At 72.0% G+C, this 13,750-nt stretch carries 10 protein-coding genes; 6 read left to right on the top strand and 4 right to left on the bottom strand.

All coding sequences use genetic code 11. From position 1 onward, the window contains the following. Positions 1-2: 2 nt before the first annotated feature. The gene (locus L3078_RS36790) at positions 3-707 is read left to right on the top strand and encodes a hypothetical protein (protein WP_239758267.1); all 705 of its coding nucleotides are present in this window, start codon (positions 3-5) and stop codon (positions 705-707) included. A gap of 12 nt (positions 708-719) precedes the next feature. Here L3078_RS36790 and L3078_RS36785 read toward each other — a convergent pair whose 3' ends face one another. After that, positions 720-2,309: an AMP-binding protein gene (locus tag L3078_RS36785; protein WP_239758265.1), complete on the bottom strand. Its 1,590-nt coding sequence runs from the start codon at positions 2,307-2,309 to the stop codon at positions 720-722. Further along, positions 2,306-3,985: an AMP-binding protein gene (locus L3078_RS36780; protein ID WP_239758263.1), complete on the bottom strand. Its 1,680-nt coding sequence runs from the start codon at positions 3,983-3,985 to the stop codon at positions 2,306-2,308. Before L3078_RS36780 ends, L3078_RS36785 begins: the two co-directional genes overlap by 4 nt. A 101-nt stretch (positions 3,986-4,086) precedes the next feature. Here L3078_RS36780 and L3078_RS36775 point away from each other — a divergent pair, with 101 nt between their 5' ends. The 3 genes from L3078_RS36775 (at position 4,087) to L3078_RS36765 (ending at position 9,268) form a co-directional block, all read left to right on the top strand. Further along, positions 4,087-4,959, top strand: a complete 873-nt coding sequence (locus tag L3078_RS36775) for a helix-turn-helix transcriptional regulator (protein WP_239758262.1) — start codon at positions 4,087-4,089, stop codon at positions 4,957-4,959. A 268-nt stretch (positions 4,960-5,227) separates the two neighbouring features. Next, positions 5,228-8,074: a helix-turn-helix transcriptional regulator gene (locus L3078_RS36770; protein ID WP_239758260.1), complete on the top strand. Its 2,847-nt coding sequence runs from the start codon at positions 5,228-5,230 to the stop codon at positions 8,072-8,074. 396 nt (positions 8,075-8,470) lie between these two features. Then, the gene (locus L3078_RS36765; RefSeq protein WP_239758258.1) at positions 8,471-9,268 is read left to right on the top strand and encodes a S1 family peptidase; all 798 of its coding nucleotides are present in this window, start codon (positions 8,471-8,473) and stop codon (positions 9,266-9,268) included. Positions 9,269-9,409: 141 nt separating this feature from the next. On the opposite strand, the gene L3078_RS36760 is transcribed toward L3078_RS36765, so the two are convergent. Further along, positions 9,410-10,528, bottom strand: coding sequence for a winged helix DNA-binding domain-containing protein (locus L3078_RS36760; RefSeq protein ID WP_239758256.1), 1,119 nt, complete (start codon positions 10,526-10,528; stop codon positions 9,410-9,412). A 350-nt stretch (positions 10,529-10,878) separates the two neighbouring features. Here L3078_RS36760 and L3078_RS36755 point away from each other — a divergent pair, with 350 nt between their 5' ends. After that, the gene (locus L3078_RS36755) at positions 10,879-11,754 is read left to right on the top strand and encodes a PhzF family phenazine biosynthesis protein (RefSeq protein WP_239760611.1); all 876 of its coding nucleotides are present in this window, start codon (positions 10,879-10,881) and stop codon (positions 11,752-11,754) included. 95 nt (positions 11,755-11,849) lie between these two features. Here L3078_RS36755 and L3078_RS36750 read toward each other — a convergent pair whose 3' ends face one another. Next, positions 11,850-12,134, bottom strand: coding sequence for a DUF7691 family protein (locus tag L3078_RS36750; RefSeq protein ID WP_239758254.1), 285 nt, complete (start codon positions 12,132-12,134; stop codon positions 11,850-11,852). A gap of 131 nt (positions 12,135-12,265) precedes the next feature. Between L3078_RS36750 and L3078_RS36745 the strand changes: the two genes are divergently transcribed. Further along, positions 12,266-13,444, top strand: a complete 1,179-nt coding sequence (locus L3078_RS36745; protein ID WP_239758252.1) for a magnesium and cobalt transport protein CorA — start codon at positions 12,266-12,268, stop codon at positions 13,442-13,444. The last annotated feature ends 306 nt before the right edge of the window (positions 13,445-13,750 follow it).

Below are 13,750 nucleotides of genomic sequence, written 5' to 3'. Positions count from 1 at the left end.
GCATGAGCGAGAGCATGGCGGTGCGGTGCCCGGACTGCGGGCGGGAGCATCAGTTCGCGGCCCCGGCCTACCCCTGCGTGTGCGGCACCCCGGTCGCCCCGGCCCTGAACCACCGCGCCGCCCCCACCTCGGTCACCCACCGCACCTGGGACGAGGACTGGGTCACCGTCCGCTGCGGGAACTGCGGTCGCGCCGACCAGTGGCCCCACCCGGAGCTGGGCTGCTCCTGCGGGACCGTGCTACGCGTGCCGGTGGCCGGCTCCCTACGGCCGCTGGGCCCGGCCGGCGCCGTGGGCACGACCGGGGCGCCCACCGCCCCCCGGGCGACCTTCCGGCCCGTCACCATCCGCACGGCCCGCGACGCGGTCACCGCCGTCGCCCTCTATCTGCGCTGGCTGGGCTACCACGACATCCGCCGCGCCGACCAGCGCCAGCCCTCGGGGATCGGGCTCGCCGCGCGGGGCGTCCTGGCCCAGGTGGACCCCTCGGTGCGCCCGGCCTCGCTGCGCGACGTCGAGTGCCTGTGGCTGACCGCCATGACGGAGTCCACCGACTGCGTCTACTTCTCCCTCGCCGGGTACACGGACGACGCCCGCGACCGCGCCGACGGCCTGGGCGTCTCCCTGTTCGTCCTGGATCTCACGGGCACCCCGCAGCCGGTGAACCGCGCGGCGACGGACCTGGTCGCGACCGGGGCCGGCATCTGATGTGGTTCGCCGTCACCCGGCGGTGTACCGCTCCCGCAGCTCGATCTTCCGCACCTTCCCCGACACCGTCATCGGGAAGGCGTCCAGGATGCGCAGCGCGCTCGGGATCTTGTAGTGCGCCAACCGCCCGTCGCAGTAGGCCCGTAGCTCCTCCAGCGTGGGCGGTTCCGCGCTCTCGCGCGGGATGACGCAGGCGAGCACCTCCTCGCCGTACCGCTCGTGCGGCACGCCCACCACCTGGACGTCGGCGATCTTCGGGTGGCCGTACAGGAACTCCTCGATCTCGCGCGGGTAGATGTTCTCGCCACCTCGGATGATCATGTCCTTGATCCGGCCGACGATCTCGACGTAGCCGTCCTCGCGCATCGTCGCCAGGTCCCCGGTGTGCATCCACCGCCCCGCGTCGACGGCCTCGGCGGTCTTCTCCGGCTCCTCCCAGTAGCCGAGCATCACGCTGTAGCCGCGGGTGCACAACTCCCCTGCGCTGCCGCGCGGTTGTGTCACTCCCGTCGCCGGGTCGACGATCTTCACCTCGATGTGCGGCAGGACGCGTCCGACGGTGCCGGTGCGGTGGGCCAGGTCGTCGTCGCGCCGGGTCTGGGTGGACACGGGCGAGGTCTCGGTCATGCCGTAACAGATCGAGACCTCCGTCATGTGCATCTCGGCGACCACCCGCTTCATCACCTCCACCGGGCAGGGCGAGCCGGCCATGATCCCGGTGCGCAGGGAGGAGAGGTCGTACGCGGCGAAGTCGGGGAGGTTCAACTCCGCGATGAACATGGTCGGTACGCCGTACAGGGAGGTGCAGCGCTCCTGCTGGACGGCCTCCAGGGTGGCCTTCGGGTCGAAGGAGGGCGCCGGGATGACGACGCAGGCGCCGTGCGAGGTGGCCGCGAGGTTGCCCATCACCATGCCGAAACAGTGGTAGAAGGGCACGGGCACACAGATCCGGTCCTGCTCGTCGTAGCCGAGCAACTCCCCTACGAAATAACCGTTGTTGAGGATGTTGTGGTGGGAGAGGGTCGCCCCCTTGGGGAAGCCCGTGGTGCCCGAGGTGTACTGGATGTTGATCGGGTCGTCGCAGGACAGGTCCTCGTACGGCACCGGCGTCCCGCGCGCGAGCAGCGCGTCCCAGCCGGGGTCGTCGAAGTAGACGGTCTCCCGCAACTCCGGGCAACGGGACCGCACTTGCTCGATCATGGACCGGTAGTCGCTCGTCTTGTGGCGGAGGGAAGCGAACAGGAACGAGATCCCGGCCTGCTTGAGGACGTACTCGACCTCGTGGGTGCGGTAGGCCGGGTTGATGTTCACCATGATCGCGCCGATACGGGCGGTGGCGTACTGCACGAGCACCCACTCGGGGCAGTTGACCGCCCAGATGCCCACCCGGTCTCCCTTGGCGACGCCGCTCGCGAGCAGCGCGTACGCCAACCGGTCGACGTCGGCGGCGAACTGGGCATAGGTCCAGCGCCGCCCGGACGGCACGTCGACGAGCGCCTCACGGTCCGGCCAGGCGGCGACGGCCCGGTCGAGGTTGGCGCCGATGGTGTCGCCGAGCAGCGGGGTCGCGCTGGTCCCGTGGGCGTACGAAGCGGTCGTCACCGGAAGTCCTCCTCGCGGTACTCCGCGTCGGAACCCGCGGCCGTGGCCTCGCGCAGCTCGATGCGGCGGATCTTGCCGGAGACGGTCTTCGGGAGGTCTCCGAACTCCAGGCGGCGCAGGCGCTTGTAGGGGGCGAGGACGGTCCGGGAGTGCTCGAAGAGCACCTTCGCGGTGTCCGGGCCCGGCTCCCAGCCGGCCGCGAGCACGATGTACGCCTTCGGCACGGCGAGCCGTACCTCGTCCGGCGCGGGCACCACGGCCGCCTCGGCGACCGCGTCGTGCTCCAGCAGAGCGCTCTCCAGCTCGAACGGGCTGATCTTGTAGTCGCTGGCCTTGAACACGTCGTCCGCGCGGCCCACGTAGGTGAGGTAGCCGTCCGCGTCCCGGGAGCCGATGTCGCCGGTGCGGTAGTACCCGCCGGCCATGGCCTCCGCCGTACGGTCGGGGTCTCCGTGGTAGCCGGTCATGAGGCCGACGGGGCGGTTGGAGAGGTCGAGGGCGATCTCGCCCTCGTCGGCGTCGGGGGCGCCCGTGACGGGGTCGAGGAGGACGACCTTGTAGCCGGGGCCGGGCCGGCCCATGGACCCGGTCTTCAGCTCCTGGCCGGGGCTGTTGGCGACCTGGACGGCGGTCTCGGTCTGGCCGAAGCCGTCCCGGACGGTGACGCCCCAGGCGCGGCGGACCTGCTCGATGACCTCGGGGTTCAGGGGCTCCCCGGCGGCGACGACCTCGCGGGGCGGGGTCCGCAGCCGGGTCAGGTCGGCCTGGACGAGCATCCGCCACACAGTGGGCGGGGCGCAGAAGGTGGTGACGCGCGCGCGGTCCATCTCCGCGAGCAGCCGGCTCGCGTCGAAGCGGGTGTAGTTGTGGAGGAAGACGGTCGCCTCCGCGTTCCACGGGGCGAAGAGGTTGGACCAGGCGTGCTTGGCCCAGCCGGGCGAGGAGATGTTGAGGTGGACGTCGCCGGGGCGCAGACCGATCCAGTACATGGTGGCCAAGTGGCCGATCGGGTACGACACATGGGTGTGCTCGACCAGTTTGGGCCGGGCGGTGGTGCCGGAGGTGAAGTACAGCATCAGCGGGTCGGAGGCGTTGGTCGCGCCGTTCGGCTCGAAGCGGGCGGGCGACGCGTAGGCCTGCTCGTAGGGCCGCCAGCCGTCGACCGTGCCGCCGACCGTGGTGCGGGTGTAACGGCCGGGCACATCATCGAACTTGGACGTCTCCTCGGCCCGTACGATCACATGCCGGACCCGGCCGCGCTCCACCCGGTCGCGCAGGTCGACGGGGCCGAGCAGCGGGGTCGCGGGGATGACGACGGCGCGCAGCTTCATCGCGGCGAGCGCGGTCTCCCACAACTCCGCCTGGTTGCCGAGCATCACGAGGATGCGGTCGTCGGCGCGGACACCCCGGTCCCGCAGCCAGTTGGCGACACGCGAGGACCGTTCGGACATCTCGGCGAAGGACAGCCGGGTCTCGGTGCCGTCCTCCTCCACGATGTGCAGAGCCGTGCGGTCGTTCCCACGTGCGATCACGTCGAACCAGTCGAGCGCCCAGTTGAAGTACTCGGGACGGGGCCACTCGAAACCCTTGTAGGCCGTGGCGTAGTCCTCGCGGTGGGCCAGCAGGAAATCCCGGGCCGCCCGGAACTCCTCCGTGGCGCTCGTCCTCGCCGACATGTGTCCTCCTCATTGCCGGACCGTTGCCTGGCATCGTGTAATGCGTGATACACGTCTCGCCACCCCCGAACGGGGGTGCGCCGCGCGGAAGGGGCGAGTTCGTGGCACTGGATCCCTCGGATTCCGTCGGGACGGCCCTGTCGGGCCGGGCGGACCTGCGCGCCGCGCTGCACCGGCTGCGGCAGGCCACCGGGCTGCCGCTGGCCTTCGCGGGGCTGGTCGAGCCCGGGCCCGGGCAACTGCGCATCAGTGAACTCCAGGGCACCCGGACCAGCTCGCTCCAAGGTCTCGCCGTGCACTCCGGGAACGGCCTCGGCGGCAAGGCGGTGGCCCTGGCCCGCCCCTGCGGGGTGACCGACTACTCCGCGTCGCGCCGTATCAGCCACGAGTACGACGCCGCGGTCGCCGCCGAGGGCATCCGCTCCGTCCTCGCGGTCCCCGTCGTCGTACGGCGTCAGGTGCGCGGGGTCCTGTACGGCGCCCTGCGCACGGCCCAGCCGCTGGGCGACCGCACGGTCTCCGCCGCGCTGGACGCGGCACGGGACCTGAAGCAGTCCCTGGTGGTCCGGGACGAGGCGCGCGGCCTGCTGGCCGCGACCGCGCCGCCCGAGGGTGACTCGCCCGGGGCGTGGGAGGAGGTCCGGGAAGCGCACGGCGCGCTGCGCGCGCTCGCCCCCCGCGTCGACGATCCGGAGCTGCGGGCGGAGCTGCTGCGGGTGTGCGGGCGGCTCGTCGGCGTGGCGGGCGGGGAGAACACCGGGACGGAGGGGGCGCCCCGGATCACGCTCACTCCGCGTGAGACGGATGTACTGGCCTGTGTCGCGACGGGTGCGACCAACGCGGTCGCCGCGGAGCGGCTGGGGCTGCGGCCCGAGACGGTGAAGGCGTATCTGCGGTCGGCCATGCGGAAGCTCGGCGCGCATACGCGGTGGGAGGGGGTGGTGGCTGCTCGGCGGGCCGGACTGTTGCCGTAGCGCTCCGCTGGGTTCGGCCGGTCGCGTCGTTGGGGTGTCTGTCCGGTTCGGACCGCGGGTCCGTCGTGGTTGCTCACGCAGTTCCTCGCGCCCCTACGGGGCGCGCCCTCCGGGGCGCGGGGCCCTCGGGGGCATTCATGTAACCGGCATGTGAATTTCCCTATGCCGTACCCTTCCTGTTATTTCCCACACCGGGCCGCGTTCCGAAATTCAAAGACCGGACGCCTAATATTGGCCCGGACACGACACTCGAGGGGAGCGGTGGCCCGTGCGACGGGAGTTCAAGGAGCCTGGGAGACCCCGCCCCGACCTGGTGATCGGCAGGGAGGAGCTGTTCGCCGGCGCGCGCGAACAGCTTTCGCGCGGCGGCAGCGTGCTGGTGCACGGCTCCGCGGGCATCGGAAAATCGACCGTCCTGCGCGCCCTGGCCGCCGAATACGACGAATCGGCACGGACGGTGCTGCGCTGCTCGGCCACCGAGTCCGAGTCCCATCTGCCGTTCCTCGCCCTGACCGACCTGCTCGGGCTGGTCATGGACGAGGTGTCCGACCAGCTGCCGGCGCCGCAGCGCACCGCGCTGGAGTCCGCGCTCACCGGCCGTGGCGAGTCCACGCTCCAGCGTGACGGGCTGGCCCTGCGGCTGGCCGTGCTGTCGACGCTGCGCGCGCTGGCCGCCAAGGGCCCGGTGCTGATCGTCGCCGACGATCTGCAGTGGCTGGATCCGGCCAGTGTGGAGCTGCTCGGGTTCGCCGCGCGGCGGCTCGGCGAGATGCCGGTGCGCATGCTGTGCGCCGTACGCACCTCGACGGACCCCCACGGTCACGAGCAGGACAGGTATCTACGCGCGTCCCCGCCCGACACCCTCGCCCTCCGGGTCGCCCCGCTGTCCCGTACGCACGTCGCCGAGCTGCTGGAGAACCGCGGCTACACCGGTCTGCCGCGCTCGACCGTGCGGGACATCCACCGCACCAGCGGCGGCAACCCGCTGTTCGCGCTGGAGCTGGGCCGCGCCCTCGCCGACAGCTCGACCCCGCCGCGTCCGGGCGAGCCGCTGCCCGTGCCGACGTCGCTGCGGACCCTGGTCCTGAACCGGCTGGACATGCTCTCCGCCGAGGCCCGCCGCACCCTGCTGGTCGCCAGCGCCGGTGCCCGGCCCACGGTGGCACTGCTGCGCGCCGCAGGGCGGGACAACGCCGAGGCCGAGACCGCGCAAGCCGTCGAGCTGGGACTGCTCGCGCCGGAGCGGGAGGGGCCCGGTGTGCGGTTCGCACACCCCCTGGTCTCGGCCGCGCTGTACGCCGAGGCCACCGCGCAGGAGCGGCGGGCCGCCCACGCTGCGCTGTCCACCGCCGCCATCGACCCCATCGAGCGCGCCCGGCACCTCGCGCTGTCCACCCAGGGCACCGATCCGCAGGTCGCCGCGCGGCTCGGCGAGGCCGCGGCCGTCGCCCGGGACCGGGGCGCACCGTCGGTCGCCGCCGAGCTGGGGCTGCTCTCGGCCCGGCACACCCCGGCGGACGCGAAACCCGGCCCGGACGAGCGGCGGCTGCAGGCGGCGGAGGACGCGATCACCGCCGGGGAGAACGACCTCGGCCGCGACATCGCCCGTGAAGTGCTGAGCCGGGCAACCGAGCCCGCCGAACGGGTCCGGGCCTGGATGGTGGTGATCGACGCGGCCGGGCAGTCCCTCGCCGAGGTCGACGCCGTCTATCCGCAGGTCCTCGCCGACGCGGGCGACGACCCTCGGCTGCTCGGGCTGGTCCGCTACCAGCTGGCCTGGCGGGCGCTGGTCCTGGAGGGCGACTTCGCGCAGAGCCGGGAGGAGGCCGCGCGCGCCGCCGAGCTGGCCGGACGCGCCGAGGACCGGCGCACCGAGCTGCTCGCGCTCGCCTTCCAGGCGCAGACCGAGATGCTGATGGGCCACCCGGACGCGCCCATGACGATCAAACGGGCGCTGAAGGAGCCGCAGGACCCGCTGCTCGCGTGCCACCACAACGGGGCGGGCGCGACCCGCTTCCGCTGGCTGCTGATGAGCGACCAGCTCGGCGAGGCCCGCGCCACGATCACCTCGCTGCTGCGGGAGGTCCGCCGGCGCGGCATGGTCGAGAGCGAGGTGCACTACGTGCGCTTCCTCGCCGAGACCGAGCTGCGCTCCGGGCACTGCGGCCGGGCCCTCGACCTCGCCCGCGAGGGCTATGTCCTGGCCCGGGACTCCGGCATCGGCGAGGGCGCGTCCGCCATGCTCACCTCCCTCGCGGAGGCCGCGGGCGGCGACGTGGAGCGGGCCCGGGCTCTCGCCCGCGAGGCCGCCGACCGCGCGGAGCAGGACGGCGACCTCATGTACCTCTCCCGCGCCCTGGGCGCCCTCGGGCACGCCCAGTTGGTGGCCGGGGACGCGCCGGGGACGGTCCAGTCCCTGCGTCGCGTACGGGAGTTGGAGGACGGGCTCGGGATCAACGACCCGGCGCGCGGCCGCTGGCACGGCGACCTCGCCGAAGCCCTGGTGCGGGTGGGCGAGTTGGCGGAGGCGCAGGACGTCATCGACGTCACCCGGCAGCAGGCGTTGCGGCTCGGCCGGGAGAGCGTGCTCGCCGTCCTCGACCGCGCCGAGGCCCTGGTGCGTGCGGCACGGGGCGAACAGGACGCCGCGGTACGGCAGTTGACGTCGGCTCAGGACCGGCTCGCCAAGCTGGGCTACGGCCTGGAGGAGGCGCGGGCCGCGTACGCCCTGGCGGGGCTGCGCGCCGTCCCGCAGGGCCTCGCCGCGCGGCCCGGGACACCCGCGCCGGGCGCGTACGACGAGGCGTCCCGGCTGTTCCGCCGGTGTCGCGCCCTGCCGTGGCTGCGCCAGGTGGAGGAGGTCTCCGTCGCTCCGGCGCCCCCGCCGCAGCCCGCGATCGCCCCGTCGGCGCTGGACGCCCTCGCCGTGCTCGCGGCGACGGAACGCCAGGTCGCGGAGCTGGTCATGGAGGGCGCGACCAACCGGGAGATCGCCGGCCGGCTGTACATCAGCGTGAAGACGGTCGAGGCGACGCTCACGCGCGTCTACCGGAAGCTGGGTATCCGGTCGCGTGTGGACATCGTGCGTCTGGCGGCGGGACACCGTACGAACTGACCTCCCCGGGACCGGCTGACGAGCCCCCACCGGGGGCTGGGCCCTGTCGTCGCGTTCCCGTCGGCTCCTCGTCTGTCGCGCGTCGGAGGCATCCGTGGCGGTACGCGGACATCGCATCCATGGCATCCGTGCGTGCGGCGACCTTGCGGCTCCAGCCTAGGCTCAAACCCCGGCCCGGGTCATCGAGGGTTTTCCCTCCCCAACTCCCTTAGGGGGATCCCCCCTTGGGAGGGGATCACTCCGGCTCATAGTTTTTGTGACGTGCCCACGCCAGGGCACACAGTCCGGCCCGCCGTCCCGCTCGGCTCCCCCGAGCGGGACGGCACCGCGGGATCTGTGCACCGCTTCTCCCCACCCGCGCGTCCCCCACCCCGGCAACCCCCCATGAGGAGAACCATGTTCGGGTTCAACCGCGCCAAGAAGACGCTCGTCGCCGCCGCCGCGACCGCCGCCGCCTCCGCGGCCGCTCTTCTGGCCGCCCCCGGCGCCGTCGCCGCTCCCCAGCCCATCGTGGGTGGCACCACCACCACCGCGAGCGCGTACCCGTACGTCATGCAGATCACCAACGCCTCGCAGAGCCAGTTCTGTGGCGGCACCCTGGTCTCCCCCACGAAGGTGATCACCGCGGCCCACTGTGTCGAGGGCAGAACGACCTCCAGCACCCGCGTGGTCGGCGGCCGCACCTACCGCAACGGCACCAACGGTACGGTCAGCCAGGTCAGCCGCATCTGGATCCACCCGAACTACTCGTCCGCCGAGACCGGCTCCGACGTGGCCGTGCTGACGCTGTCGACGTCGATGCCGTACACCACGCTCCCCTACGTCACGTCGTCGCAGACCGGCGTCTACGCGGCCGGCACCACCGCCCGCATCCTCGGCTGGGGCACGACGTCCTCGGGCGGCTCCTCCTCCAACCAGCTGCGCACCGCGACCGTGCCGATCGTCGCCAACTCGGTCTGCGGCAGCTCCAGCTCCTACGGCTCCGAGTTCATCGCGAGCGACATGGTGTGCGCCGGCAACGCGTCCGGCGGCGTGGACACCTGCCAGGGCGACAGCGGCGGTCCCCTGGTCATCGGGGGCGTCCTGGCAGGCATCACCTCCTGGGGTTACGGCTGCGCGGACGCGCAGTACCCCGGTATCTACACCCGGCTGACGACCTTCTCCAGCGCGGTCGCCGCGCAGGTCAACTCCTGACCTGACGGGGAGAAGCCGGCCCACGGACTCCTGAGGCACAGCCTCAGGTGATACCAGGGGGCGCCGCGAACCTGCCACGAGCGGTTCGGGGCGCCCCCTCTCCACTGTGCGACGGCGTCGCGGCGCCGATGGTCGTGACGGTCACCGGCCGGTGGCCGCCACCGTGCCGAAGCGGATCTTGTACGAGCGGCCGTCGTGCAGGGTGCCGAGCAGGCGGCCCGCTTCCTCCACCAGCTCCGTCCGCTGCCGAGCGGTGAGGGACCCGAAGGGTTCGAGGGTCACGGAGTCGGCGTCGAGCTTCCAGATGCCGGCCAGGAACCCGTCGACGAGGAACGTGCGGTAGGCCTGGTTCCCCTGCCAGGAACGGCCCTTGAGGTCGGGCGGGACCACCCGGGAACGGTCGGCGTGCGAGAGCAGCAGATTGTCGAACTCGGGGAGCAGCCGGGGCGGCGCCGGGGTCTCCGGGTCCGGGCGGGGCGCGTCGGGGAGGTCGAAGAGTTCGGTGCCGCGCTCGTCCCGGAAGGTGACCAGCTCCGGGCGCAGCCGCTCGAACGCCTCGCGCAGCCGCGTCAGTCCGGCCCAGGCCTGCATGTCCTTCACGGAGGCGGGCCCGAAGGCGGCGAGATAGCGCCGGACGACGGCCTCGGCCGGCGGGGCCTCCTCGGCGGGCCGGCCGAGCCAGTGCTCGGCGGTGGTCAGGGCGACCTGGCCGCTCCTCCCCCACAGGCCACGCGGGGTGACCTGGACCAGCGGCAGCCGACAGCGCGCGGCGAGACCGAGGGCGAACGGGTCGGCGTCGGGCCACTCCACGGCCAGCGCCTCACGCAACTGCTTCAGCGTGCGGGGCTCGGTCTCCACGAGTTCGCGGGAGATGGCCTCCAGCCGGTCGAGATCGACGCCGACCAGCCCCTTGCGGAACAGGTTCAGCTCCCGCTCCCGGGCCGGCTGCACCAACGGCCGCAGGGTGAGGCAGTCCTCGGCGGTGTGCGTGTGGATCGTGGACCGCATGCTGACGATACGGACGACCCGCCGCTCGGCCATCAACGCCGACAGCCACTCGGGCACGAACCCGTCCAGCCGGGCCGCGAGCGCGTAGTAGGGCGGCTGGACGTTCTGCGCCTGGAGGCCGAGGAGATGCTCGACGGCGTCGTGGGCGGTCATCTCCACCCGGTCCAGGAGGAGTTGACGGGCCAGGGTCGCACGGTTGAGAGCGCGAGTGCCGAGCAGGGGGGCGGCGGTCCGGGAGGCCTTGTTCGTCATACGGTGCACGCTAGCGGGGGATGCGGACAGTTGCTGTCCTCGATGGTCGGGTTCCTGCTCCGGGGCGGGGGCGGGCGGCGTTCCGCTCTTGCGGTGCAAGGTGAGTCGGGCGGCCGGGCGGCGGAACCTACCTTTCCCGCACCCGAGGAGTCACCGTGTCCGGGGAACTGCACTTCTACGGAAGCGACAACGGCGCGATCGCCACCGGCCGACTGGACAGCGACGGCTTCTTCACCGGCCTCGCCGAGGGACAGCTGAGCCCGAACTGGAACATCATCATCACCGGCGTCGCAAGAGTGTCACCGGCGTGGACAGGAATAGCCGCAGGCCCGCCCCGCGTTGCCGCGATCATGACGACGAATGCGCCGCGGCCCGAGGTCCTGCGATACACCGCTTTCTCCAGCACCCCCGACGGCGGGAACCCCGCCGGTGTCGTCCTGGACGCCACCGCCCTGGACGACAGCGACATGCTGGCCATCGCCGCCGACCTCGGATACTCGGAGTCGGCGTTCCTGACCGCGCCGCCGGAGGGTCTCGGCGGTCAGGCGGGACGGGCGTACAGCATCCGTTACTTCAGCCCCAAGGCCGAGGTGCCGTTCTGCGGACACGCCACCGTCGCGACCGCCGTCGCGCTCGCCGAGCAAATGGGCCCCGGGGAACTGGTGTTCGCCACGCGCGCCGGCACCGTACCGGTGGAGGTGACCGAGGAGGGCGGGACGGTCAGGGCCACCCTCACCAGTGTCGAGCCGCACATCGAGGAGATCGCCGACGCCGACCTCGCGGAGGCGCTCGCCGCGCTCGACTGGCCGGCCGCGGACCTCGACCCCGCCTTCCCGGCCCGTATCGCGTTCGCCGGTGCCCGTCACCTCGTGCTCGGGGCGGCGACCCGCGCGCGGCTCGCGGATCTGGCGTACGACTTCTCCCGTCTCGAAGCCCTGATGCACCGCTTGGAACTGACCACCGTCCAGTTGGTATGGCGGGAGTCGGCCACCGTCTTCCATGTCCGTGACCCGTTCCCCGTAGGCGGCGTCGTCGAGGATCCCGCAACCGGCGCCGCTGCCGCCGCGTTCGGTGCGTACGCCCGTGAACTCGGCCTGGTCCCCGAGGACGCCGTCCTCACCCTGCGTCAGGGCGAGGACCTGGGCCGACCCGGCGTGCTCACGGTGACGCTGCGCGCGGGCGACCCGCGAGTCCGCGTCGGCGGCACGGGAACGCGCATCGGCTGAGGCGCGAGCCGTGACGGCAGAACACGGCAGGGAGGGCAGGGCAGGGGAGGGCCGACACAGGCCTTCCCCTGCCGTCATCACGCTCCTACCGGCTGTCAGCCGTTGATGGCGAAGAAGATCGTGTCCAGCACGGCCCGGTAGGCGCCCGCCGCGTACTCGGCGTCCGAACTCGCGTGACCGGCCACGAGGTGGTCCAGCGCGTCAGGGATGGACAGGCCCCAGTCGATGCCCTGATGGTCGAGGGAGATCTGGCTCTGCTGTGGCCTCTCGCGTATCGAGCCGAGGATCCGTCGCTGGTCGGGGGTGAGGTTCCCGCCCGCTCCGAGGAAGGCCAGGACGTCGGCGTACGTGGCGGTGTCGTACGAGATGATCCGGCTCATGGTGGTCATGCTGCCGGCAGCCACTGTCAATCGACGCGCGCGGCCCGCGCCCACCGGCTCCCGCGGCGTTTGCCCCGTATATCCTGCTCGTTGATCACATAGTCGCACGTGCAACTCGGGAGGCATCCACGATGGCCGATCGACGCGCCCGCCCGGCCCCGAAGGACGCCGGCCCCGACTCGAAGGGCAACCGAAAGCCCGTCTGGCGCCGCGCGCTGCCCCCTCCGTCGACACCGCCCGCCGGACCCACACCGCCGAAGCCGACGGCTCGGGACACCGCCGAGCGGGCGGCCAGCGTCGTCGAGGCGGCCCTGTACCAGGACGGCGTACGCGTCTCCTCCCCCGACACGCTGGCGGAGACCTACCGTGAGCTGCGGGAGGCGCCGTCCGGGATGGCGTGGATCGGGCTGGCCCGGCCGACGGAGGGTGAACTCCTGTCCCTGGCAGCCGAGTTCGACCTCCATCCCCTCGCCGTCGAGGACGCGATGGAGGCGCATCAGCGCCCCAAGCTGGAGCGCTACGGCGACACGCTCTTCGTCGTGCTGCGCGCCGCGCGCTACCTCGACGCGCAGGAGGAGGTCGACTTCGGCGAGCTGCACGTCTTCGTGGGGCCGGACTTCGTCATCACGGTCCGGCACGGGGCGGCGCCCGATCTCTCGGCCGTGCGCCGCCGGATGGAGGAGACCCCGGAACTGCTGAAGCTGGGGCCCGAGGCGGTCCTCTACGCCATTCTCGACGCGGTGGTCGACGGGTACGCGCCCGTCGTGGCCGGTGTGCAGAACGACGTCGACGAGATCGAGACGGAGGTCTTCCGCGGCGACCCGGAGGTCTCCCGCCGCATCTACGAACTCTCGCGCGAGATGGTCGAGTTCCAGCGGGCCACGCGGCCGCTCGTCGGCATGCTGCACGGCCTGATGGCCGGCTTCACCAAGTACGAGACGGACGAGGAACTCCAGCGCTACCTCCGCGACGTCGCCGACCACGTCACCCACACCAGCGAACGCGTCGACGGTTTCCGCCAGGCCCTCACCGAGATCCTCACGGTCAACGCCACCCTCGTCACCCAACAACAGAACGCGGAGATGCGCGCTCTGGCGGAAGCGGGCTTCGAACAGAACGAGGAGATCAAGAAGATCTCCTCCTGGGCGGCGATCCTGTTCGCGCCGACGCTGGTCGGGACGATCTACGGGATGAACTTCAGGCACATGCCGGAGTTGGGCTGGAGCTTCGGATACCCCTTTGCGATCTGCCTGATGGGGGTGGTTTGCGTCAGTCTGTACGTGATTTTCAAGCGGCGAGACTGGCTCTGAGTCCCTCTTGCCGAGCTCAGATCTTGTGCGGCCTTTACTCTCGCAGCGGTCACGAACCCATCCCACGCACACTGCCGACTCGAACCTCCGTGATCACCGGGCAGGCATTTGTCGTACCTCACGGCGCCGAACCGATCCCCATGGCCCGTGGCTACTGACGCACACGACGCCCGGCGCCCACGATGTCCGGTGCTTGCAGTTCGACGGCCTGCAACGCGGCAAACGGGCCATCTCCGGGGGAACGCCCTTCAGGTACGCCAAAACCGACGACGGCGTCGACACCCCTGCGGTCAACCATCCCGATGG

The sequence above is a fragment of the Streptomyces deccanensis genome (assembly GCF_022385335.1).
Classification (GTDB): Bacteria; Actinomycetota; Actinomycetes; order Streptomycetales; family Streptomycetaceae; genus Streptomyces; species Streptomyces deccanensis.
Note: the sequence above shows the minus strand (reverse complement) of the source record. Positions and strands in the feature narration are given on the sequence as shown.

Coding starts and splice junctions, on each gene's coding strand:
- L3078_RS36790 (WP_239758267.1), top strand. CDS start 3: ATGAGCGAGAGCATGGCGGTGCGGTGCCCGGACTGCGGGCGGGAGCAT.
- L3078_RS36780 (WP_239758263.1), bottom strand. CDS start 3,985: ATGTCGGCGAGGACGAGCGCCACGGAGGAGTTCCGGGCGGCCCGGGAT.
- L3078_RS36765 (WP_239758258.1), top strand. CDS start 8,471: ATGTTCGGGTTCAACCGCGCCAAGAAGACGCTCGTCGCCGCCGCCGCG.
- L3078_RS36760 (WP_239758256.1), bottom strand. CDS start 10,528: ATGACGAACAAGGCCTCCCGGACCGCCGCCCCCCTGCTCGGCACTCGC.
- L3078_RS36755 (WP_239760611.1), top strand. CDS start 10,879: ATGACGACGAATGCGCCGCGGCCCGAGGTCCTGCGATACACCGCTTTC.
- L3078_RS36750 (WP_239758254.1), bottom strand. CDS start 12,134: ATGAGCCGGATCATCTCGTACGACACCGCCACGTACGCCGACGTCCTG.
- L3078_RS36745 (WP_239758252.1), top strand. CDS start 12,266: ATGGCCGATCGACGCGCCCGCCCGGCCCCGAAGGACGCCGGCCCCGAC.